General features: G+C 45.0%; 17 protein-coding genes. 9 read left to right on the top strand and 8 right to left on the bottom strand.

Going from position 1 to position 23,563, the window contains the following annotated elements; translation table 11 throughout:
* Positions 1–128: 128 nt before the first annotated feature.
* A complete protein-coding gene (locus R7Q47_RS21500; protein ID WP_248487204.1) occupies positions 129–890 on the bottom strand; it encodes a TatD family hydrolase in 762 nt (253 codons plus the stop codon).
* A gap of 184 nt (positions 891–1,074) precedes the next feature.
* Between R7Q47_RS21500 and hemB the strand changes: the two genes are divergently transcribed.
* The 3 genes from hemB to polA all read left to right on the top strand — a co-directional run bounded on the left by hemB (position 1,075) and on the right by polA (position 6,104).
* The gene (gene hemB, locus R7Q47_RS21495; RefSeq protein ID WP_031777176.1) at positions 1,075–2,136 is read left to right on the top strand and encodes a porphobilinogen synthase; all 1,062 of its coding nucleotides are present in this window, start codon (positions 1,075–1,077) and stop codon (positions 2,134–2,136) included.
* A 127-nt stretch (positions 2,137–2,263) separates the two neighbouring features.
* Positions 2,264–2,698: a GNAT family N-acetyltransferase gene (locus tag R7Q47_RS21490; protein ID WP_005379245.1), complete on the top strand. Its 435-nt coding sequence runs from the start codon at positions 2,264–2,266 to the stop codon at positions 2,696–2,698.
* A gap of 619 nt (positions 2,699–3,317) precedes the next feature.
* A complete protein-coding gene (polA, locus tag R7Q47_RS21485) occupies positions 3,318–6,104 on the top strand; it encodes a DNA polymerase I (RefSeq protein ID WP_248487211.1) in 2,787 nt (928 codons plus the stop codon).
* 747 nt (positions 6,105–6,851) lie between these two features.
* Here the strand turns inward: polA and yihA are convergent.
* Positions 6,852–7,511: a ribosome biogenesis GTP-binding protein YihA/YsxC gene (gene yihA / locus R7Q47_RS21480; protein ID WP_017635019.1), complete on the bottom strand. Its 660-nt coding sequence runs from the start codon at positions 7,509–7,511 to the stop codon at positions 6,852–6,854.
* A 159-nt stretch (positions 7,512–7,670) separates the two neighbouring features.
* Between yihA and R7Q47_RS21475 the strand changes: the two genes are divergently transcribed.
* From R7Q47_RS21475 to hemN, 5 genes are all read left to right on the top strand, one after another.
* Positions 7,671–8,288 (top strand): c-type cytochrome, encoded by a 618-nt coding sequence (locus R7Q47_RS21475; RefSeq protein WP_005379248.1) that lies wholly within the window; start codon positions 7,671–7,673, stop codon positions 8,286–8,288.
* 838 nt (positions 8,289–9,126) lie between these two features.
* Positions 9,127–9,765, top strand: a complete 639-nt coding sequence (locus tag R7Q47_RS21470) for a class I SAM-dependent methyltransferase (protein ID WP_248487214.1) — start codon at positions 9,127–9,129, stop codon at positions 9,763–9,765.
* Positions 9,765–10,307 carry a Der GTPase-activating protein YihI gene (gene yihI, locus R7Q47_RS21465; RefSeq protein ID WP_213967120.1) on the top strand — a complete coding sequence of 181 codons (543 nt, stop codon included), beginning with the start codon at positions 9,765–9,767 and terminating at the stop codon, positions 10,305–10,307. Before R7Q47_RS21470 ends, yihI begins: the two co-directional genes overlap by 1 nt.
* Positions 10,308–10,314: 7 nt before the next feature.
* Positions 10,315–10,803 (top strand): DUF2489 domain-containing protein, encoded by a 489-nt coding sequence (locus R7Q47_RS21460; protein ID WP_005379254.1) that lies wholly within the window; start codon positions 10,315–10,317, stop codon positions 10,801–10,803.
* 184 nt (positions 10,804–10,987) lie between these two features.
* Positions 10,988–12,379: an oxygen-independent coproporphyrinogen III oxidase gene (gene hemN, locus R7Q47_RS21455; protein ID WP_025768296.1), complete on the top strand. Its 1,392-nt coding sequence runs from the start codon at positions 10,988–10,990 to the stop codon at positions 12,377–12,379.
* A gap of 69 nt (positions 12,380–12,448) precedes the next feature.
* On the opposite strand, the gene add is transcribed toward hemN, so the two are convergent.
* The 6 genes from add to glnA all read right to left on the bottom strand — a co-directional run bounded on the left by add (position 12,449) and on the right by glnA (position 21,076).
* On the bottom strand, positions 12,449–13,453 hold the full coding sequence (gene add / locus R7Q47_RS21450; protein WP_005382965.1) for an adenosine deaminase: 1,005 nt from the start codon (positions 13,451–13,453) through the stop codon (positions 12,449–12,451).
* Positions 13,454–13,600: 147 nt separating this feature from the next.
* Complete coding sequence (locus tag R7Q47_RS21445) at positions 13,601–16,147, bottom strand: EAL domain-containing protein (protein ID WP_047103727.1); 2,547 nt, start codon at positions 16,145–16,147, stop codon at positions 13,601–13,603.
* Between the two features lie 102 nt (positions 16,148–16,249).
* The gene (gene glnG / locus R7Q47_RS21440; protein ID WP_005379267.1) at positions 16,250–17,653 is read right to left on the bottom strand and encodes a nitrogen regulation protein NR(I); all 1,404 of its coding nucleotides are present in this window, start codon (positions 17,651–17,653) and stop codon (positions 16,250–16,252) included.
* A gap of 57 nt (positions 17,654–17,710) precedes the next feature.
* Complete coding sequence (gene glnL / locus R7Q47_RS21435) at positions 17,711–18,757, bottom strand: nitrogen regulation protein NR(II) (protein WP_017821940.1); 1,047 nt, start codon at positions 18,755–18,757, stop codon at positions 17,711–17,713.
* A gap of 132 nt (positions 18,758–18,889) precedes the next feature.
* On the bottom strand, positions 18,890–19,471 hold the full coding sequence (locus tag R7Q47_RS21430; RefSeq protein WP_130544867.1) for a DUF4124 domain-containing protein: 582 nt from the start codon (positions 19,469–19,471) through the stop codon (positions 18,890–18,892).
* A gap of 195 nt (positions 19,472–19,666) precedes the next feature.
* Positions 19,667–21,076, bottom strand: a complete 1,410-nt coding sequence (glnA, locus tag R7Q47_RS21425; protein ID WP_005379275.1) for a glutamate--ammonia ligase — start codon at positions 21,074–21,076, stop codon at positions 19,667–19,669.
* A gap of 530 nt (positions 21,077–21,606) precedes the next feature.
* Here glnA and typA point away from each other — a divergent pair.
* Entirely contained in the window at positions 21,607–23,436 is a 1,830-nt protein-coding gene (gene typA / locus R7Q47_RS21420; RefSeq protein WP_005379276.1) for a translational GTPase TypA, read from the top strand.
* Positions 23,437–23,563 lie beyond the last annotated feature (127 nt).

Here is a 23,563-nt window from a genome sequence, read left to right as displayed (position 1 = left end):
TTCTTTTAGTTGTTGATTTCATAACACTCTCCAATTTTGGGGGTGGAAAGTGTCAACCTTATTTAGGACGGCACATTAGGTGATAAAAAAGCGACGTTGATTTCGTCGCTTTTTTCAATTCTCGTGAATTAAATATTAAACAGCGTTTTGGCATTCTCAGTCGTTATGGCATCGATGGTTGCGATGTCGACATCACGCAAGTCGGCAACACGTTGTGCAACGAGAGAAGTGTAGGCTGGTTCATTACGTTTACCACGGTGTGGCACCGGCGCTAAATATGGACAGTCGGTTTCTAAAATGATCCACTGCATATCCAAATGTGGAATGACTTTATCCATCCCGCCATTCTTAAAGGTTGATACGCCACCTAAGCCTAAGTGGAAGCCTAGCTCATTGATTGCTTGTGCTTCTTCTAAGCTGCCTCCAAAACAGTGGAATACACCACGCAGACGACCATCTTGCTCTTGTCGCAGCAAAGTGAGTGTTTCTTCAATCGAATCACGAGTGTGGATAACGACCGGTAAATCCATCTCTTTTGCCCAGTTAAGTTGAGCTACGAACGCCATTTCTTGCTCAGCACGATAGGTTTTATCCCAATATAGGTCGATACCGATTTCGCCCACCGCAATAAACTTGTGTTTCTCAAACCAACCGCGGATGATCTCCAACGTTTGTTCAACATTGCTGTCCACATAGCAAGGGTGCAGCCCCATCATTGAGTGGCATACGTCAGGATATGCCGCTTCGGTTTGTAGCATGGGCTCAATAGAGTCCAGATCGATGTTTGGCAACAGGATTTTATTAATGCCTTGCGTTAAGGCGCGTTGTACTACTTCATCGCGGTCGTTATCAAATTCGCTAGCATAGATGTGCGCGTGGGTATCGATCATCGTTACTCTCTGTGCTTCATGGTTGGTTTCGTATTCGAAGTATACTTGAGTGTGAGTGCTGGGTCATTTTCAGTTTTTTTCATTACCTTTTTCCAGATTGTCACTCGCAACATGCATCAAGAGTGATATGATTTTGTTCACCAGATGATTTGATCATCATAACCGTCCAGACAAGGAGAAAATGGTGTCTGTATCAATTCAAGGTCCATTCCCTGCACGCCGTATGCGTCGTTTACGTAAGCACGATTTTAGTCGTCGTTTGATGGCTGAGAACCAACTTTCTGTTAATGATCTGATTTACCCAATGTTCATTCTTATGGGTAAAGATCGTCGTGAGAGCGTGGAGTCCATGCCGGGTGTAGAGCGTTTGTCGATTGATTTAATGCTAGAAGAAGCACAATACCTTGCAAATCTAGGCGTTCCAGCAATCGCGCTTTTCCCTGTCGTAAACCAAGACGCTAAAAGCTTATGTGCTACTGAAGCCTACAACCCAGAAGGTTTGGTTCAGCGAGCAGTACGAGCACTTAAAGAACACATTCCTCAAATTGGTGTAATCACAGACGTGGCACTCGACCCATTCACGACACATGGCCAAGACGGCATCATCGATGAAGATGGCTACGTAATGAATGATGAAACCACAGAAGTATTGGTTAAGCAGGCTTTGTCTCATGCAGAAGCGGGTGCTGACGTAGTCGCGCCTTCAGACATGATGGATGGCCGAATTGGTAAGATCCGCGAAGCATTAGAAAACGCGGGCTACATTCATACTCAAATCATGGCTTACTCGGCTAAGTACGCATCGAACTACTACGGACCATTCCGTGATGCGGTTGGCTCTTCTTCAAATCTAAAAGGCGGCAACAAGAAAAACTACCAAATGGACCCAGCAAACATTGATGAAGCGATTCACGAAGTGGCGCTAGACATCAATGAAGGTGCGGACATGGTGATGGTTAAACCTGGTATGCCATACTTAGATGTAGTTCGCCGAGTAAAAACTGAACTTCAAGTACCGACATTTGCTTATCAAGTCTCTGGCGAGTACGCGATGCATAAAGCGGCGATCATGAATGGCTGGCTCAAAGAGCGTGAAATTGTGATGGAATCACTATTGTGCTTCAAACGTGCAGGTGCAGATGGCATCTTAACGTACTTTGCGAAAGACGTTGCTGAGTGGTTGGCAGAAGAGAATGCACAAACTGCTCAACACCTAAATCGTACTCCGGAAGCGACAGAAGAGTAATTATCGCTCAGTGAGAAATACCAGACCAACAAGAGTTGTTCGTCTGTATATACCCAAGTAACCTCAGGCGGATTACAACAGTAACAATCCAAGGTGCTTGGGTATTTTTATTTTGGAGAAGAGAACAATGACAATGCTGATTCGTGAAGGCACATTGGAAGAAGCACTTCAAGTTGTGGCGCGTGTTACCGAGTTTTCGAAAGGAGAAACGGTAGACTCCATGACTCAACGTTTAGAAGAGAAAAACAGTTTAATCCTCGTTGCAGAAAAAAATGGCACGATTGTCGGCTTCAAAATAGGTTACGAATTAGAGGATGGTGTTTTCTATAGCTGGTTAGGTGGTGTTGTCCCTGAAGCTCGAAATGAAGGCGTGGCACAACTGCTTTTGGAAGCTCAAGAGGATTGGGTGGCAGAACAAGGCTACAACACATTAAAAGTGAAATCTCGAAACCAGTTTCCGGCTATGCTTCGCTTGTTATTGAGAAATGGCTATATAATTGAAAAGTTTGAAGAAAAAGTGAATCTTCGAGAATCTCGAGTGCATTTCATTAAAGCAATGTGAAAATAAATGAGATTTTTTCTCATTTAACTGTTGACTACGAAATGAGAATCATTATTATTAAACCTGTCTTAGGGAATGAGGAAAGTTCACAAGGACGTTGAGTGACTTATTAACAGAAGTTAATTAACTGAAAGTTGAGAAGTGATGAAACATTTTTCCGAGAACTTGCACGAATTCTTTTTGACACGACATTGCTCACATTGCTTCCAGTGTAATTTATAGCTTCTTGGTTAAGCTGCTCTATTTACAGAATTTGCTTTACCACTTCTGCTAGGCGACCCCATTCGGGTCGCTTTTTTCTTTTCTACGATTTCTATTTGACGTCACTATTAATATCTTTTCCACATGCGATGATCATTTTAGGAACGTTGATCTTCTCGCTGTTATGCGAATTTATTGTTATAAATCAATGGCTTGAGTTGGTGTTTTCTTGTGTTTTTTGTTATTGGATAACCAGTGGATAATTTCTATAAACAGAGTTATCCACAGGAGGTGGTGTTTTCGTGAATAAAGTCGGAAAAATTTACGCGACCTAGATCGAGCGAACAAGATAGATTCAGATCAGCAGTCATGGCATCCTAGGCAGATCTCTCAAGTACTGAATTGGATACAGACAATTATGGCAAGTATTCCTGAAAATCCGTTGATCCTTATCGACGGCTCTTCTTACCTATATCGCGCTTTTCACGCCTACCCGGGCACCATGAGCAATGGTGAAATTCCAACTAATGCCGTTTACGGCGTCGTGAACATGTTACGCAGCATGATGCGTCAGTTTGCGTCTGAGCGCATCGCGGTGGTTTTCGATGCAAAGGGAAAAACCTTTCGTGATGATATGTATGCAGAATACAAAGCGAATCGTCCGCCAATGCCGGATGACCTGCGTTGTCAAATTGAACCATTACACAATGTTATTCGTGCAATGGGTTTGCCGCTGATCTGTGTTCCTGGCGTCGAGGCGGATGACGTCATCGGTACGTTAGCATACCAAGCATCACAAAAGGGCATGCCTGTATTGATCAGTACTGGTGATAAAGACATGGCGCAGCTAGTGGATGATAACATTACTTTGATCAACACCATGACAAACGTCGTAATGGATCGTGAAGGTGTGGTTGAAAAGTTTGGCATTCCACCTGAGTTGATCATCGACTACTTAGCACTGATGGGCGATAAAGTAGATAACATTCCTGGTGTACCGGGTGTCGGTGATAAAACGGCGACCGCACTACTGCAAGGTATTGGTGGTCTGACGAAGTTGTATGAAAACCTCGATGATATTGCAGGGCTTGGTTTCCGTGGTTCTAAAACCATGGCGAAAAAGCTCATCGACAACAAAGAAAATGCCATGCTTTCGTATGAGCTCGCGACCATCAAATTGGATGTTGAGCTTGAGGAAACGCCAGAATCATTGCTGAAAGCGGAACCAAATAAAGACGAATTAGTGAAGCTGTATGGCCAACTGACGTTTAAATCTTGGTTGAATGAACTACTTGAAGGCGGTTCTGGATCAGTGGAGGCCGTAGAGCTTGCAGGATCTTCACAAGCTTCTTCTTCTCAAGCCGAGATGGAAACTTCTGCGGTAACAATCGATCGCAGCCAATATGAAACAATTCTGGATAAAGAAACCTTCAATGCTTGGCTAGATAAACTTCAAACGGCTGAGCTGTTTGCATTTGATACGGAGACCGATAACCTAGATTACATGCTAGCGAATCTAGTTGGTTTGTCATTCGCTGTCGATGAAGGTATTGCGGCTTATGTGCCAGTTGCACATGACTATTTAGATGCGCCTGAACAGCTTGATCGTGATTGGGTACTAGAACAGCTGAAGCCAATTCTTGAAGATGCAACGAAAGCAAAAGTCGGTCAAAACTTAAAGTATGATGCGTCTGTACTCGCTCGTTACGACATTGAGCTAAAAGGTATCAAGCACGACACGATGTTGGAATCGTATATCTACAACAGTGTCGGCGGTAAACACGATATGGACAGCTTGGCGCTTCGCTTCCTACAGCACAGCTGCATTTCTTTTGAGCAAATTGCAGGTAAAGGCAAAAATCAGCTTACGTTTAACCAAATCGAACTGGAACAAGCATCGCCATACGCGGCAGAAGATGCGGATGTGACCCTTCGTCTGCACAATCGCTTGTTTGCTAATATCGAGCAGGATGAAAGCCTGAAGACAGTTTACGAAGAGATTGAAATGCCGTTGGTGCCAGTTCTTTCGCGCATTGAACGCACTGGGGTCTTTATCGATGAAATGAAGCTGAGTGCGCAGTCGGTCGAGATTACCGCTCGCCTTGATGAGCTTGAAAAGAAAGCGTACGAAATTGCAGAGCAAGAGTTTAACATGAACTCGCCAAAGCAATTACAAGCCATCCTATTTGAAAAAATGGGTTTACCGGTTGTGAAGAAAACGCCATCAGGCACACCATCGACGAATGAAGAAGTTCTGCAAGAACTCGCGCTAGACTACCCACTACCAAAACTGATTTTGGAATACCGTGGTCTGGCGAAGCTAAAATCAACTTACACGGACAAACTGCCGAAGATGATCAACCCATCAACGGGTCGTGTGCATACTTCTTACCACCAAGCAGTGACCGCAACGGGTCGTCTATCTTCTACTGATCCGAACTTACAGAATATTCCAATTCGTAACGAAGCCGGCCGTCGTATTCGTCAAGCGTTTGTCGCGCCATCTGGGCATAAAATCTTAGCGGTCGACTACTCGCAAATCGAACTACGCATCATGGCGCACCTTTCTGGCGACCAAGCGTTGTTGGATGCATTCCGTGATGGCAAAGATATCCACGCGGCAACCGCAGCAGAAATCATGGGTGTTTCTATTGAAGACGTTTCAAGTGAGCAACGTCGTCGTGCGAAAGCGGTTAATTTCGGTCTTATTTACGGCATGAGTGCGTTTGGTTTGGCGAAGCAATTAGGCATTCCTCGTGGTGAGGCTCAAGCGTACATGGATACATACTTTGAACGTTACCCAGGCGTGATGCAGTACATGGAAGACACACGCAGCACGGCAGCAGATAAAGGGTATGTTGAAACGATTTTTGGTCGACGTTTGCATTTACCAGAAATCAAATCGCGCAACGGGATGCGTCGTAAAGCTGCTGAACGTGCGGCAATCAACGCACCAATGCAAGGTACGGCTGCGGACATCATTAAGAAAGCGATGCTGTTGGTTGATCAGTGGATTCAGGAAGAAGACAATGGTCGTGTGAAGTTATTAATGCAAGTACACGATGAATTGGTCTTTGAAGTTGAAGAGTCATCATTGTCCGAAATTGAAAGTAAAGTACAGAAATTGATGGAATCTGCAGCAGAGCTAAAAGTACCGTTGGTTGCAGAAGCAGGTCACGGTGATAACTGGGATCAAGCTCATTAGTCACTTTTAGACCAAAATAACCAATTAATTATGAGCCAGCGCACAAACGCTGGCTTTTTTTTGAGATTAAAAAAGCTAGCGCAAAGTTAACTTTGATGTTGCTTAATAAAAATTTCATGAAAAAAAACTACAAAAATTCTTTGCAATTCTGACCAATTGTTGTACATTAATACTCGTAGGGTACAGAGGTAAGATGTTCTATCTTTCAGACCTTTTGTTTCACGTTATTGGATTAGGCTGATTCAGCCGCCCCAGTCAGTTTTTGACTGGGGCGTTTTTTATTGGGCGAAAGAAAATTATTCTTTTGGATCAGCAGCTTAAAGTTAGCCTTCAAAAACCTTCTTTTTTGACCTTTCTGAGTCACTGCAAAATCTCGATTTTTCCTTCAAATTTATTGCGTTATTCATCCTGTAAATTTACGCCAGTCACACTATTATTTTTTCTTGAAAGAAACTAAGTTACATCTTTTTGAAGATTTGCTTGGCTTAACTGTCTGAATTGTAACGCTATTGGGTGTTTTTGGAGTGAATGTTTGGTGATACACAGGAAACAAGAGCGCTTTTTAACCTATTGAAATCGAATCTCAGTTCAGCAATGCTTCGTCACATAACAATAATTACCAATTTTTCTCTCCCGTTATCCCTGCCAGGAAGGCGGGGATTTTTATTGCCTGTTATTTAGTTCAGATAAACAAAAGCCCCACCAAATGGCAGGGCCGTGTCGAAGAAATTTAACAAATATTGTTAATTATTCTTCATCGCTCGCTGGTATCTCTTGTTCGTCTTCTTCTATCAGGTGTGCTAGTGCTGGTGCAAACCAGGTATCCAGTTTTGCACGTAGCTGATCGACACCTAATCCTTTCAGTGAAGAGAACACATCAACAGAAACGTCACCACCGAAAGTTTCTACTTGCTTACGAACTTTCAGTAGAGTTTGTTTGCGTGCACCACTTTTTAGTTTATCTGCTTTGGTTAGCAAAACTTGCACAGGAATGTGGCTATCGATGGCCCAGAAAATCATTTGTTGGTCGAGATCTTTCATTGGATGACGAATGTCCATTAGAACCACTAAGCCTTTTAGGCACTCGCGTTTCTGTAGGTATTCACCCAAAGATTTCTGCCATTTGTTTTTCATTTCTACCGGTACTTGAGCAAAACCGTATCCAGGTAGATCGACAATGTGACAACCTTCTTCTACTTTGAAAAGGTTGATTAATTGCGTACGACCAGGTGTCTTTGATGTCTTGGCTAAGCTTTTTTGATTAGTTAGACGGTTAAGTGCACTCGATTTACCAGCGTTTGAGCGTCCTGCAAACGCAATTTCGACACCTTCGTCTTCCGGCAGGTGACGAATATCGGGTGCGCTGGTGATGAAATGCGTATTTTGGTAATGAATTTTTACGCTCACTGTTAACTCCATCTCGACTTTGTGTAGTCGATTGATTACTTTTTTGTGAAAATGTGTAAAATAACCGTGCTCGGCATAAGGTCGCCTATTGTACCATGAGTGTACGCGGTATGTTCACATTCCGTGGTACTGGAAGCTTGATAATTATAATGGAATGTCATGAAGAAATTAGCGCTAATTTTGAGTCTTTTAGCCAGTTGCTCAGTATGGGCCCAAGGTAATATTGAGGCTGGTAAAGCAAAATCACAAACCTGTGTCGCCTGTCACGGAGCAGATGGCAACAGTGCAATAACAACGTACCCGAAACTCGCAGGCCAACACGCTAAGTATCTTGAGAAGCAGTTAAAAGAACTTAAGCTAGGCATGACAAGTGGTGGTAAACAAGGTCGTTACGATCCTGTAATGAGTGGTATGGCAATGCCACTGAGCGATGAAGATATCGCAGACCTATCTGCTTACTACGCTTCGCTACCAGTTTCAGAAAACTCAACACCTGAAGATGTAGTAGCAAAAGGCAAAACGCTTTATACCGCTGGTGATGCCGAGCGTGGCCTAACCGCATGTATTGCATGTCATGGTCCTCGTGGCAATGGTACTGAGCTTTCAGGTTTCCCGAAAATTTCTGGTCAGCATGCTGACTACATCAAAGCTCAGCTAGAAAAATTCCGTGATGGCGACCGTGGCAATGATATGAATGCCATGATGCGCGACATCGCGAAGAAAATGACAGACGAAGATATCGAAGTGCTGTCTAAATACGTTGGCGGTCTGCACTAATATACCTAAATCGCTCAAGATCCTGCATCTTGAGCTGGTTGGGTAGATGTCCCTACATCGTTCGAGCAACTTGTACAAAAATGCCCTAGTGAATCCACTAGGGCATTTTTGTTCGTGACAGATATCACAGTCGAGTTTGGATACGAAAGCGATAGTTGGCTCGGCAGTTTGTGAGACATTTGCCATACTTGATGTTGGCTTTTTCTTGTTAGTGTTTTTAAGTTTTTGATTAAATGATAATTTTGATTTTTTAGAAAAATAGGCGGATTATTTTTTCAACCCATTACTTGTGAGCATAACGGGATGGCGTAAAGTAGAAGTCGTTCACAGGGAGTGAATGTAAGGATTTAAGACCACGGTTTAGGTCTCCAAGGATGTAGCTCGGATGCTTGGTGATTTAGAAAGGGATTTAGATAGGTAGGGAGCCTATCAGATAAGGATGGTCATCTCGTCTGACGGTTAAGACAGTGAAACGGATCAGGCACAGGAAGTTGCTCAGTAGACAGGAAGTAAACGGATAGCCAAAACTCATCAGGAAGATGAAAAACAACTCTTTTTGGCAGGGAAAGCTCTAAAAACAAAGGGATCATTGGTGCACCAAATGTGTGCAACACAGTTTCGCCAATTGATGGCACTTAGAAAGCGACAGTCTGACTGTCGCTTTTTTTATATCCGTTGACTTGCTCAGTCGTAACTTGAATTGAGATTACTGCACTTATTTAGCTTTATAGGTTGTAAACAAAGTTTTTTAACAAAAATTGCTGAAAAAATACTCAATAACACTCCAATCCGAGTTCACTTTCTGGTATGTTTCGCATCCCTGTTTGAGGAAGTCAGCATGCATACCTGTCCTTTATGCCAAAATCAGCGCACTCACCATTATTTTGAAGATAAGCGTCGTGAATATCTTCAATGTGAGCAGTGCAGCTTGGTATTCGTAAATCCAGACCAACGTTTGGATGCGGAAAGCGAAAAAGCTCACTATGATTTGCATGAGAACAACCCCGATGATTTGGGTTACCGACGCTTTTTGTCGCGTATTGCTGAACCGATCACAGAGCGAATTTCTCCACAATCAAATGGTATCGACTTTGGTTGTGGTCCTGGCCCAACGCTCTCCTTGATGCTGGAAGAGGCGGGGCACAACATGGCGTTGTACGATCTCTATTACCACCCTGATACGTCGGTTTTAGAAAAAACGTACGACTTCATGACAGCAACAGAGGTGATAGAGCACCTCTACCACCCAGATTTGGTGTGGAAGCAATGGTTGAATTTAGTTAAGCCAGGGGGCTGGATAGGCCTGATGACGAAAATGGTCATCGACGTGGAGGCTTTCAAATCATGGCATTATAAGAACGATCTCACTCACGTAGTGTTCTTTAGTCGTGACACGTTCCAGTTCCTAGCAGAGCGGGATAAGCTCGAACTCGAATTTATTGGTAATGATGTAATTTTACTGAGGAAACCCCAGTAATGAGCCGTAGTAAAAAATCTAGAAAACCGGGTGCCGCTGGTGCACCTGAGTTTGTTGTAACTCGTAACCGTACAGAATCTGATGTGGAAGGCCGCTTACGCAAGCGTGCTAAAAAGCGTAAGGGTCTGAAAACGGGTAACCGTAACTCAGAAGTTAACGAGCAGAAAAAGCAAGCTGCTGCACAAAATCGCGACCCGCGCTTAGGCAGCAAAAATAAAATACCTCTGATTGTTGAACCTGCGAAGAAAATGACGAAGCAAGAGCGTCGTTTGTCGGCAGAGCAAGAACTAGAGATGCTAGAAAATGACGCGCAATTGAACGTGTTGCTAGACCGTATTGAAGCGGGTGAAAACCTGGGCACAGGTCTACAGAAATTCGTCGATGAGAAACTCGATCGCATTGAGAAGCTAATGGACCAACTAGGTTTGTTGGAACCTGAAGAAGAGGAAGACTTCACTGCACCTGCTGAGAAAAGCACGCGCAACGATGATGACTTGCTGGCAGATTTCGACGACATTAACTTCGACGACTATAAAGGATAATTAAGCTATGAATGTAACCTTATTAGCTATTGCTGGTGTTGTGATTATCATCGCACTCGCTTCTTATGCAGGTTACCTTCTGCTTCAATTGAAAAAGCAAAAGGAATTGCAGCTGAAGCATCAAAAATTGGCGATAGACAAACGTAACGCCAACATTTTTGAGAATGTGCATACCTTGTGTCAGGCGGGCATTCAAGGCCAGTGCGATTTATCTGAAATCAGTATCCGTGTGTATAACATCATGGATTATGTACAAGGTGAAGACCGCGTTGATTTCGATAAAACGTACCCTGCGATTTCTGAGCTTTACCACATCGTGAAAGATATGGCGCGTGGCGAAGAACGCCAACAACTTGCCAAGAAAGAGCGTATGCAACAGAACTTGACGCGTCATAAAGCGGAAAGCCGCCTCACTGATGCGATTATTGAGGAGCTCAAAGTGTTGCAGAAAAACGTCCAGCCACTGAATAATCAAATCAATATTCAGATGATTTAAGCGCGACCCCCAATAGTCTCCTTATGGCTAATGGGGGTATCGTGATCACGCTAGCACTTCTTTAGTTTTATACTTAAAAAGCCAGTCGGCGTTGCCACGCTTGTCATCGTCGTATGGCAAAATAGCGGCTCTGAATATCGGGTGACGGCTTTCGTTGCCCTAGCATTTAACGGAAAGTACCACCATGTCGAATCAACACACTGAATCGAAACAGCAAATCGTCTGGGATCAAGCGGTATTGGATAAGTACAACTATTCCGGGCCTCGTTATACGTCGTACCCAACGGCGCTGGAGTTTCATGAAGCGTTCACCATTTCTGATTATGATATGGCATGCACTCAATACCCAGAACGCCCATTATCGCTGTACGTACACATTCCGTTCTGTCACAAGCTTTGTTACTACTGTGGATGTAATAAAGTCATTACGCGCCACTCGCACAAAGCGGATGAATACCTCGACGTGCTTGAACACGAAATTCGTCAACGTGCTGCATTACTTGTTGGTCGCACCGTGACGCAATTGCATTTTGGTGGTGGTACACCGACGTTTCTCTCTGAAAAGCAAATCACGCGTGTAATGAGCCTGCTACGCCAAGAGTTTACTTTTAGTAGCGATGCTGAAATCAGTATCGAGGTTGACCCGCGTGAAATCGAGCTGACCATGCTGGATCATCTGCGTAGTGAAGGCTTCAATCGCTTGAGCATCGGTGTTCAGGACTTCAACAAAGAAGTGCAAAAACTGGTGAATCGAGAGCAAGATGAAGAGTTCATCGTTGCGATGGTTGCGCGCGCAAAAGAGTTAGGCTTTCGTTCGACGAACCTAGATTTGATTTACGGTTTACCGAAGCAGACCAAAGAATCTTTTGCCAAGACTCTAGAACAAGTGCTAGAGATGCAGCCGGGCCGTCTATCCGTGTTTAACTACGCGCACATGCCACAGCTATTTGCAGCGCAGCGTAAGATTAAAGACGAAGACCTGCCAAAGGCAGAAGAGAAGATGGCGATTCTGCAAGACACCATCGCGACACTGACCGGTGCTGGCTACCAATTTATCGGTATGGACCACTTTGCTTTGCCGGACGATGAACTTGCTGTTGCCCAGCGCGAAGGTATTTTGCATCGCAATTTCCAAGGCTACACCACACAAGGTGAATGTGACTTGGTTGGCTTTGGTGTTTCTGCAATCTCGATGATCGGCGATGCGTACGCGCAAAACCAGAAAGAGCTGAAGAAATACTACGCTCAAGTCAACGAACTTCGTCACGCTCTATGGAAAGGGGTCTCTCTGGACTCCGATGATTTGCTCCGTCGCGAAGTGATTAAGCAGCTGATTTGTAACTTCAAGTTAGACAAGAAAGCCATTGAGTCTGAGTTTAAAGTGAGGTTTGAACAGTACTTTAAAGAAGATTTGCAGCTACTTCAGACCTTTATTAACGATGAGCTGGTGGAAGTGGATGATAATGAAATTCGTGTGACGCTGCGAGGTCGTTTGTTGATCCGTAATATTTGTATGAGCTTCGATAAATACCTACGAGCAAAGGCACGTCAGCAACAGTTCTCTCGTGTTATTTAATCAGAGATACAGATTCAAGATATAAAAAATGCCAGCAGATGCTGGCATTTTTTTATGTTTTCGCTGGATTTAAGCGCGATCTTTTACTTTTTCTCTCAGTTCCGATTTTTCTGCTTCTGAAAGGAACGCAATCTCAAGGCCATTAATTTGCGCTTGGCGAATCTGGTCTTGGCTCAGGCCAGCGGCTGGTGCCGCTACTTCGTATTCGTATGGCAGTTCGATGCCTTCAACCGCTGGATCGTCAGTGTTCAAACACGCAAGAACGCCATGCTCTAGGAACTGCTTGAGAGGGTGGTTTTCTAGCGTTTCTACCGTACTTGTTTGGTAGTTTGACGTCAGGCAAGATTCAATACCAATGCGGTTTTCTGCTAGGTAATCCATCAGTTTTGGATCGTGAATCGCTTTTACGCCGTGACCGATACGAGTTGCGCCCAGCTCATTGATTGCTTGCCACATGCTCTCTGCACCTGCTGCTTCACCAGCATGGACCGTTACCCCAAGGCCAGCATCGCGTACTTGCTTGAAGTGAGACACAAAGCGATCACCCGGTTGGCCTAGCTCGTCACCCGCAAGGTCAACGGCAACGATGTGATCTTTCTGGCTCAGAATGCCGTCCAGTTCTTGTTGACATGCGTCAGTACCAAATGTACGACTCATGATACCGATCAGGTTGGCTTTCACGCCAAAATCGCGCATACCCGCTTGCACACCGTCCACGACGGCTTCAACAACCCCCGCTACTGGTAGTTTGTGTTTCATCGCCATGTAGTAAGGAGAGAAACGCAGCTCTGCGTAATCGATTTGTGCGTTTAGCGCGTCTTCTACGTTTTCGTACGCGACACGACGACACGCATCTAAATCGCCCAGGACAGCAACACCCCAGTCGAGCTTAGAAAGGAAAGCAACAAGAGAGGGTTCCGCTTCGACAATTTGAACGTGAGGAGTGAGAGACTCAATATCGTACGCTGGTAGGGCAATGCCAAACTTTTGGCCTAGCTCAAGAATCGTTTTAGTACGAATGTTACCGTCGAGGTGACGGTGCAAATCAGTAAGAGGAAGGTTCTTCGTTATCATTTTGTCGATCCGGATAGTTATGAACTGGAACAGGGCCCAAACATCATCTGTGACAATACATGGGTAAGATTTGCAGTTAAGTATAAATAACAGTTGGGTAGATTGTCAGTAGAGGATGACTAGGAAATCAACGATTCTCGCTCTTTTCTACTTCATGTTCACCAAATGTGTTGGCCATTCTTCTAGTGGCATAGGGCGGCTGTAGTAGAAGCCTTGCACCTGATTACAGCCTAAAGAGCGCAGTAATTGTGCTTGATTGCTATCCTCGACACCTTCCGCGACGACATTAGTTTTGAGACCTGCTGTGATATTGATGACGGCAGCGACGACTGAACTGTTTAAGTTTTCTTGTGTGAGTTGATTGATGAAGGTGCGATCAATCTTCAAGCAAGTAAACGGTAGAGAGTGGAGGTAACCCAGTGATGAGTAACCGGTGCCAAAGTCATCTATCGCGATACCAATACCCATTTCACGCAGTTTAGTCATGTTTTCTAGTGTGGTCGGTGCGCTATCAATGATGCGTGATTCTGTGATCTCTAGTGTGAGGTTACTTGCTGGTAATTTCGTGATATCCAATACGCTTGTCACCGTATCAACAAAACTTGGGCAGGATAGTTGATTAACAGAGATATTCACATGCAGTTGGAAGTCCGACGGCCACTGTTTGCTTTCGATCGCTTGGTAAGTGTCGCGACAAGCTTGTAACAGAATCTGTTGGCCGATGGCTTTGATCATGCCGCTTTCTTCCGCGATTGGGATAAAATCTAATGGTGACACCATACCTGAGTCGCTATGCCAGCGCGCAAGTGCTTCGGCGCCACACACTGTGCCACTGACGAGATCCACAATCGGTTGGTAATGAGGAATAAACTCTCGGTTTTCAATGCCAGTTTGGATCTTGGTCAGCATTTGCGTACGAAACTTTGAAGCGCTCGCTAGTTCTGGGCTGTAGTGACAAACACCAGTCAGTGAGTCTTGTTTAGCGTAACTTAATGCGATGCTGGCGTTGCGTAACCATAAAGGCATGGTTTCGTTTGGCTGGGTTTGTACAATACCAAGTGAAATCTTCATCACTACATTCTCGCCTTCCACCATAAATGGGGTGGAAAAGAGTTGTTGTAATCGACGCTCGGTTTGTTTAATTTTGGTTTCAGTGTCGACATTTGAGAGAAACACCGCGAACTCATCACCACCAATCCGAGCCAATAATGCGTTGTCACGAAACTGCTGTTTTAGCCTTTCAGCGATGCTGACCAACAACTGGTCGCCGTTGTGATGACCCACACTGTCGTTGATATCTCTAAATTTGTTGATACCAAGTAAAAATAAACTGCCGTGACAAAGATGAGACTGATTTTCACAGATTTCGACCAAACCCTGACGGCTATATAAGCGTGTTAGAGAGTCATAAACTAACTGTTCACGCAATGCTTTGAATGAAGCTCTTAGATTGTTCGCCATTTCATTAAAAGCATGAACCAGTACGGTTGTCTCATACACATAACCAGGCTTTGGCATGCCGCTATCCCAATCCCCATTTGCCAGGTGCTGAGCGGCGGCGGCCGTCGCGTTAATTGGTCTGGTAACTCGGTTGAAAATGATCCAACTGATGGCGATCCCAAATAGGCTTACAATAATGCCAACGAGCCAACTCTCTTGCTGGCTTTTCGGTAACAGGCCGAGAAGCTCAGACTCCGAAATGGAGGTGCCGATAAACCATGTTAAGCCGTCTTGGTCTCGATACGGGGTTAGCCGACTGAAAATACGTTGGCCATCATGTTCAAATGAAAAAGTATAAGGTTGCTTGGTGTTGTTGAGATCGAAAGACCGGACTCGGCTCGCACTGATTTTGATGATCGGGTCCGCGTTTTCAGCGGCAAGCAAACGCTGCCCTTTATCCGAAAATTTTGTGCCCCATGAGATGACGCTTCCCGGGCCTGAGTGAGCGATTAAACGATGATCTGGGTCCATGATGTAGACCGACGCTTTAGTGTTGTATTTTAACTCGCGCAGGAACTCGTTGAATGTATTGATACGAATGTCTGTCACCAAAACACCAGCAAATTGGTCGTGTTTGTACACCGGCGTCATGGCTGATAGCGTAATATCCTGGCGTTCATCAGCGTTGGTATAAATTTCAGACCAAGTGGCGTTTTGGCTCTTTGCAACGGGCTTATACCATGGGCGAGTGCGAGGATCGTATTGGGAGATAACCGTTCGAATGTTGTTACTCACATGGTTGGTTCCATAAATAACCAGATCACCATCGGTGTAGCGATCTTGCACCATTAAGGTGTAATCGTCGGAAAGCTCGCGGCGAAAGCCTGCAAAGTCGCCGTTTTCTGAACCAAATGCGATTACATCCAACTGCGGTATCGATTGGTAAAGATTTTTGAATGCACTTAGCAGGTAGTTTTGAATGTCTGAGGTATCGTGAGGGCGATAAAGGTTGTGATAGCTGACGTTGTGCGCGAGAGCCATAACCGCAGTAAAAGGCTTACGTAGATAGCTATTGAGGTGGTCGTGGACACTTTCGGTTAACACGGAAAGTTGCTTGTCACTGATATCCGTGACCACTTCTTCGTAACTTTGTTTTTGGACGTAGACAATGACACCGATCGCCAGTAAGAAGATCATGACAAATGGAATCAGAACAGCAGTACGCAGTGTAATTTGAGTCGTAGCAGTAGACATCGCCTAATCACATAGATGGTGGTGCGCCACAATTGTACTGATGTTTTTATTAATATCGAGTGACAAACGACGCTCGTTGTTAACGCACCACGTAAGTGATTGTCAGTACAATTCTTTTAATTTTCTGGTGAGTGTATTTCGCCCCCAGCCTAATACTTTAGCGGCATCTTGCTTATGACCTTTAGTGTGCTCTAAGGCTGCTTCTAATAAAATGCGTTCAAATTCTGGTAAAGCGTAAGAAAGTAGTTCTTTATCTCCTGCTGCGAGTGAATGCCGTGCCCAATCCGCCAATTGTTCTTGCCAACTACCATGTGCAGAGTCTGAAATGGATTTTTTCTCTTCGAGTAGTTCGCTTGGCAAGTCATTTGGTAACACTTCGCTACCACTGGCCATAACGGTTAACCAACGGCAAATATTCTCTAATTGACGCACGTTGCCAGGCCAATCAAGACGGTTAAGAATCTCTACGGTCGACGGGTGGAGAGTCTTTGTTTCCACACCAAGCTCATCAGCCGCACGGATAAGAAAATGCTGTGTAAGCTTTTCAATGTCTTGCTTACGCTCACGCAGTGCCGGGATCTGAACGCGAATCACGTTTAAGCGATGAAATAGGTCCTCACGGAAGTCACCTTCGTGCACCAGCTTTTCTAAGTTCTGGTGTGTTGCCGCGACAATTCGTACATCGACACTGATCGGAGAGTGACCGCCCACTCGATAAAACTGCCCGTCAGCTAGAACGCGTAGTAAACGAGTTTGAATGTCCAATGGCATGTCGCCGATTTCGTCTAAAAATAGAGTGCCGCCATTGGCTTGTTCGAATCGTCCTTGACGAACATTGTTTGCCCCCGTAAACGCGCCTTTTTCGTGGCCAAACAGTTCTGATTCAATCAAGTCTTTGGGAATCGCCGCCATATTGAGCGCAATGAAAGGTTTGTTAGCACGTGGACTGTGACGGTGCAGTGCATGAGCAACGAGTTCTTTACCCGTGCCCGATTCACCGTTAATCAAGACTGAAATAGAGGAGCGAGAAAGACGACCAATGGCGCGAAACACCTCTTGCATCGCTGGTGCTTCACCGATAATTTCAGGCGTTTCTGCTGGAATGTCTTCTGGAGAGAGCTGCTCGCGTTTGTTTTCGTGGCTGTGTGCAATGGCTCGTTCAACCAGAGTTAAAGTTTCATCAATATCAAAAGGTTTTGGTAAATATTCAAAAGCACCTTTTTGGTACGCATTCACTGCTGCATCTAAATCTGAGTGCGCGGTCATGATAATCACGGGAAGGTCTGGGTAATCGCGCTGTACTTGTTTTAGTAGCTCCAACCCATCAATGCCTGGCATGCGGATGTCTGATACTAGAACATCCGGCACTTCGCGTTCGAGCGCCATTAACACGCTTTCTCCATCGGCATAGGTTTCACATTTGATGTTGGCAGAGGAGAGCGTTTTCTCCATTACCCAGCGAATTGAACTGTCGTCATCAACGACCCAAACATATCCTTTACTCATGTAGTAATCCTTGCAGCAAACCGAAAAACTGACGCGACTTGAAGTCCATTAGCGCAATCAGATCGGCAGATAAATAGTAAATGTTGTGTGACCAGGCCAGCTTTCTACGTCTATTTTTCCATTGTGCTGGTCGATCAAATTTTGCGAAATAGATAGCCCTAATCCAGTTCCTCCCTCGCGGCCACTGACCATGGGATAGAACAGCGTGTCTTGTAGTTCCGGTGGAATACCTGGGCCGTTGTCTGTGATTTCGACACGAGCAGCGAGTTTACAGCGTTTGCCGTGAATATTGGCTTGATGCACCGTTCTGGTGCGAATGGTTATTTTCCCGTGTTCTTGATGGCTAAGAATTTGTGCGGCGTTGCTGACGATATTAAGCATTGCCTGCTCGATTTGGTCTGTATCCATCAAAATCTCTGGCAAGCTTGGGTCATAATCTCGTTCAATGATGATTGAGCGTTGTGACTCTAATTCAACCAGTTGGCGAACCTTTTCAAGAATTTGGTGCAGATTCTCTTGTGTCTTCTTACCTGGCTTTTGCGGTCCTAGTAATCGATCCACGAGCGCCCTTAAACGGTCTGCTTGCTCAATGATGATGTGTGTATATTCGGTGAGAGAGGGCTCTGGCAGCATTTTTTCTAGCAATTGCGCCGCACCGCGTAAGCCGCCAAGCGGATTTTTAATCTCATGTGCAAGCCCTCGGACTAACAGCTTCGCTGCTTGTTGTTGGGCGTGTTGGTTCAGTTCTTGAGAGAGTCGGCGCTGCTGATCAATTTTGCGCATCTCGACCAGAAGCATCAACTGCTTTTGCCAAGTGATAGGGCTAACCGTCACCTCTAGCATTAAAGGGCGGCCATCAACAACGAAAGTGACGTCACTGTCGGTGATGCTTTGGCCACTTTGCAACGGTTGAGTGAGCAGCGCGAGATCCAGCGACGCATGCTGAATCAATTGAGAAAGTGATTGTTCAATAATTCGTTTGGCGCTTTGAGAAAACAGCAATTCGGCAGCCGGATTGGCATAACGGATAGCCAATCCATCATCAAGAATCAGCGTTGCTGTCACCATATTGTTGAGAATGGCACTAGGAAGACTGGTATCCACATTACGTCCTTGTTTTGCTTTAAGATTGTGCGATGCACAATAATGGTGCAATTGAACGTTAAGTATGGCGAATAAATCTTAGAAGAAAAAGTGAAAAGCATCGCTGTGATGTGATTTTTTTCACCAGATATTCTATTTTGCCCCTTTTACGGTCGGCTTAACACTTGCTCTATGTAAATGCACCGTTATAGGGCTAGTAGATGCAATAAGCTTGCCGCTTCTTTTCGCGTGCACAGCAAGTGTGTGAGTGCCTCGGTCAATATTGTTTAACTGCCACACTATATGGTTTTGTGGTGCACCATAAGGTTTTCCATCGAGTAACAATTGCAATTGCTCACCGATACCAAGCTTGCGATTGGTTTCTAATTGAATATTGATGATGCCTCGATTGCTGCGGATGGTCTCGTTGTGCTTGGGAGTCAGCATCGAGAGTTGTAATGGGAGAGGCTTCTCGGTTGTTTTATCTGGCTTGTTTTGTGATGCAGTAGATGGCGTAGTCTGAGGTGCGAGCGATTCAGTACTTTCTACCTCAGGAGCTGGTGCGCTGGCTTCAAGGTTTGGCAGTGCGATCGCTTTTGCTCCTTTGTTTGGCGTATCACTAAAGTGAACCACGCCATTTTCATCTACCCACGTATACGCGACCTGCGCGAAGGCGATAGAGGCGATTAACAATCCGCTGAGTGCACACAGTGATGGAATAAGCTGAACTTTCATTGCTCACCTTCTCTTGTTCGATGATTTCACGTTTCAATGGCTTAGCTCTTTGACCTGTAAGGAAAAATTCTAAGTGTATTTTTATTATCCTCTCATGTTAAACGTCGAAGCTTGAGTGGCGAATACAAAAAAGGCCCGCCTGCGAGGCGAGCCTAATATTTTATTGCTGTGTTTACATTTTACACAGTGTCGACCTTACACAGAGTAGTAAAGTTCGAACTCAACAGGGTGAGTTGTCATGTTTACACGCTCTACGTCCTGAGACTTAAGGTCGATGTATGAATCGATGAAGTCGTCAGAGAATACGCCGCCCGCTGTTAAGAACTCACGATCAGCATCTAGCTCTGCTAGCGCGTCTTTTAGTGAGTATGCAACAGTTGGGATTTCTGCTGCTTCTTCAGCTGGAAGATCGTAAAGGTCTTTATCCATCGCTTCGCCTGGGTGGATCTTATTCTTGATACCGTCAAGACCAGCCATAAGCATTGCTGCGAAACATAGGTATGGGTTCGCCGCTGGGTCACCGAAACGAACTTCGATACGACGTGCTTTCGGGCTTGGTACCACTGGGATACGGATTGAAGCAGAGCGGTTACGCGCTGAGTAAGCTAGCATTACTGGTGCTTCGAAGCCTGGTACAAGACGTTTGTACGAGTTTGTTGATGGGTTAGCGAATGCGTTGATTGCACGAGCGTGTTTGATGATACCACCGATGTAGTAAAGCGCCATTTCAGATAGACCGCCGTACTTGTCACCAGCAAATAGGTTTACGCCATCTTTTGCTAGAGACTGGTGAACGTGCATACCGCTGCCGTTGTCGCCAACAAGTGGTTTAGGCATAAACGTCGCTGTTTTACCAAACGCGTGAGCAACGTTGTGTACAACGTACTTGTAGATTTGGATTTCGTCAGCTTTGGTTGTTAGCGTGTTGAAACGAGTTGCGATTTCGTTTTGACCCGCCGTTGCCACTTCGTGGTGGTGCGCTTCAACAACAAGACCCATTTCTTCCATTACTAGACACATAGCAGAACGGATGTCTTGAGATGAATCTACTGGAGCTACTGGGAAGTAACCACCTTTAACGCCTGGACGGTGACCTTTGTTACCTTCTTCGTAGTCAGAACCTGTGTTCCATGCCGCTTCTACGTCGTCGATCTTGAAGAAAGAGCCTGACATGTCCGTCGAGAACTTCACGTCATCAAATAGGAAAAATTCTGGCTCAGGACCGATAAGTACAGTATCTGCAACACCTGTAGAACGCATGAAGTCTTCAGCGCGTTTTGCGATAGAGCGTGGGTCACGGTCATAGCCTTGCATTGTTGCAGGCTCTAAGATGTCACAACGGATATTTAGTGTTGCGTCTTCCGTGAATGGGTCAAGCACAGCAGAAGATGCGTCAGGCATCATTACCATGTCTGATTCGTTGATACCTTTCCAGCCAGCAACTGATGAACCATCGAACATTTTACCTTCTTCGAAGAAGTCTGCGTCGATTTGGTGAGCAGGGATCGAAATGTGCTGCTCTTTACCTTTTGTATCAGTGAAGCGTAGGTCAACAAACTTAACTTCGTTTTCTTGGATCAGCGATAGAACGTTTTCTACTGACATCTTGGATAACCTCCAGTGTTAATAAGCGGTAAAAGCTCGATTTATGAATTATTCATGAAACCTGGCATTGATTAATCAATTTGACTTTTCATTAATCGATGCTGTTTTAACTAAAGCCAAAACCGTGCCAAAAAAAATATTCCATTAATTTCAAGCAATTGTGTTTTTGAATGCTAGTTTGGTGCACTTGCTTGCACCAAAATGATCTTTGCTTGCACTATTATGGTGCCAAAAATCATTGTTGCACCATAATGTGACAGGTACATTGCGTATTCAGCCCAGTTTTTGAGCAAGAGTCAATTTGAATTATGCATCGATTAGAATAAAGTTGCGTTTAATCAATTCGTTCTGAGGAAGAAAATGGGCATTAAGCGTAAAAATCGCAGAAATGCTCGGGAGTAGATCACATATTTCTAGGCTTTTTGCTAAAATCTGGTACATTATGGCCGTTTTTTTAATCAGCAAATGTCGCCAGAGAGCACCCGTTCTCAGCGTGGGGGCATTTCATCTATCTAAGTGAATCAATATCCATGGCTACTCCACAGATTGATAAATTAAGAAATATCGCGATCATCGCGCACGTTGACCACGGTAAAACCACGTTGGTTGACAAGCTGCTACAACAATCAGGCACGCTTGAGTCTCGCGGTGAAGCTGAAGAGCGAGTCATGGACTCGAACGACATCGAGAAAGAGCGCGGTATTACCATTCTTGCTAAAAACACAGCAATCGACTGGAACGATTACCGTATCAACATCGTAGATACTCCGGGACACGCGGACTTCGGTGGTGAAGTTGAGCGTATCATGTCGATGGTAGACTCTGTACTACTTATCGTTGACGCTGTTGATGGTCCAATGCCTCAAACGCGTTTCGTAACACAAAAAGCGTTTGCTCACGGTCTAAAACCAATCGTTGTAATCAACAAGATTGACCGCCCTGGCGCACGTCCTGATTGGGTTATGGACCAAGTGTTCGACCTGTTCGACAACCTAGGTGCAACTGATGACCAGCTAGACTTTAAAGTAGTTTACGCATCAGCACTTAACGGTTGGGCTTCTCTAGAAGAAGGCGAAACTGGCGAGAACATGGAACCACTATTCCAAACTATCGTTGATGTTGTTGACGCGCCAAATGTTGACCTTGATGGTCCACTACAGATGCAAGTTTCTCAGCTAGACTACAGCTCTTACGTTGGTGTTATCGGCGTGGCTCGCGTAACTCGTGGTAGCGTTAAACCAAACCAGCAGGTAACCATTATTGGTGCTGACGGTAAAACTCGCAACGGTAAAGTGGGTACAGTAATGGGCTACCTTGGCCTAGAGCGTCACGAAGTGGAACAAGCTAACGCGGGTGATATCATCGCAATCACTGGTCTTGGCGAGCTGAAAATTTCTGACACTATCTGTGCACAAAACGCAGTAGAAGCATTACCACCATTGTCTGTTGATGAACCAACAGTAACGATGACATTCCAAGTAAACACGTCTCCATTCGCGGGTAAAGAAGGTAAGTTCGTAACGTCACGTAACATCCTTGAGCGTCTTGAGAAGGAACTGGTACACAACGTTGCACTACGCGTTGAGCAAACAGACGATCCAGATAAATTCCGCGTATCAGGTCGTGGTGAACTTCACCTTTCTATCCTGATCGAAAACATGCGTCGTGAAGGCTTCGAGCTAGCAGTATCTCGTCCAGAAGTAATCATCAAAGAAGAAGATGGTCAGTTGATGGAACCGTTCGAAACGGTAACTATCGACGTAATGGAAGAGCACCAAGGCGGCATCATGGAGAACATCGGCCTACGTAAAGGTGAGCTGAAAGACATGTCTCCAGACGGTAAAGGTCGTGTGCGTATGGACTTCGTTATGCCATCACGTGGTCTGATCGGTTTCCAAACGGAATTCATGACACTGACTTCAGGTTCAGGTCTTCTTTACCATACGTTTGATCACTACGGCCCTCACAAAGGCGGTAACATCGGTCAACGTGTAAACGGTGTACTAATCGCGAACGCGATGGGTAAAGCGCTAACTAACGCACTGTTCAACCTTCAAGAGCGTGGTCGTCTATTTATCGGTCACGGTGTTGAAGTTTACGAAGGTATGGTTATCGGTATTCACAGCCGTGACAACGACCTAACGGTAAACGCACTGAAAGGTAAGCAGCTAACCAACGTTCGTGCATCAGGTACAGATGACGCACAGGTTCTTACTCCGCCAATCAAGATGACTCTTGAGCAAGCACTAGAATTCATCGATGACGACGAGCTAGTAGAAGTAACGCCTGAAAGCATCCGTATCCGTAAGAAGTTCCTAACGGAAAGCGACCGTAAGCGTGCTTCTCGTGGCGCGAAATAATTTTCGTTAAGCGATTCAATTAAGAAGAAGCCTCGAGTTATGCTCGGGGCTTTTTGTTTTCAGCCCTAAACCACCTACTTCAGTAGGTGGTTATCATCCGTTTCGGCTTTGCCTGTAAAACTACTCA

It is taken from the genome of Vibrio sp. Vb0349 (assembly GCF_033338975.1).
This window is presented reverse-complemented; position numbering and strand designations above follow the sequence as displayed.

What these genes read in the sequence shown, in the direction of transcription:
- add (WP_005382965.1), bottom strand. Translation starts at nt 13,453, where the DNA reads ATGATAACGAAGAACCTTCCTCTTACTGATTTGCACCGTCACCTCGAC.
- R7Q47_RS21475 (WP_005379248.1), top strand. Translation starts at nt 7,671, where the DNA reads ATGAAGAAATTAGCGCTAATTTTGAGTCTTTTAGCCAGTTGCTCAGTA.
- hemN (WP_025768296.1), top strand. Translation starts at nt 10,988, where the DNA reads ATGTCGAATCAACACACTGAATCGAAACAGCAAATCGTCTGGGATCAA.
- R7Q47_RS21460 (WP_005379254.1), top strand. Translation starts at nt 10,315, where the DNA reads ATGAATGTAACCTTATTAGCTATTGCTGGTGTTGTGATTATCATCGCA.
- yihI (WP_213967120.1), top strand. Translation starts at nt 9,765, where the DNA reads ATGAGCCGTAGTAAAAAATCTAGAAAACCGGGTGCCGCTGGTGCACCT.
- R7Q47_RS21500 (WP_248487204.1), bottom strand. Translation starts at nt 890, where the DNA reads ATGATCGATACCCACGCGCACATCTATGCTAGCGAATTTGATAACGAC.
- R7Q47_RS21445 (WP_047103727.1), bottom strand. Translation starts at nt 16,147, where the DNA reads ATGTCTACTGCTACGACTCAAATTACACTGCGTACTGCTGTTCTGATT.
- R7Q47_RS21490 (WP_005379245.1), top strand. Translation starts at nt 2,264, where the DNA reads ATGACAATGCTGATTCGTGAAGGCACATTGGAAGAAGCACTTCAAGTT.
- glnA (WP_005379275.1), bottom strand. Translation starts at nt 21,076, where the DNA reads ATGTCAGTAGAAAACGTTCTATCGCTGATCCAAGAAAACGAAGTTAAG.
- glnG (WP_005379267.1), bottom strand. Translation starts at nt 17,653, where the DNA reads ATGAGTAAAGGATATGTTTGGGTCGTTGATGACGACAGTTCAATTCGC.
- typA (WP_005379276.1), top strand. Translation starts at nt 21,607, where the DNA reads ATGGCTACTCCACAGATTGATAAATTAAGAAATATCGCGATCATCGCG.
- polA (WP_248487211.1), top strand. Translation starts at nt 3,318, where the DNA reads ATGGCAAGTATTCCTGAAAATCCGTTGATCCTTATCGACGGCTCTTCT.
- R7Q47_RS21470 (WP_248487214.1), top strand. Translation starts at nt 9,127, where the DNA reads ATGCATACCTGTCCTTTATGCCAAAATCAGCGCACTCACCATTATTTT.
- R7Q47_RS21430 (WP_130544867.1), bottom strand. Translation starts at nt 19,471, where the DNA reads ATGAAAGTTCAGCTTATTCCATCACTGTGTGCACTCAGCGGATTGTTA.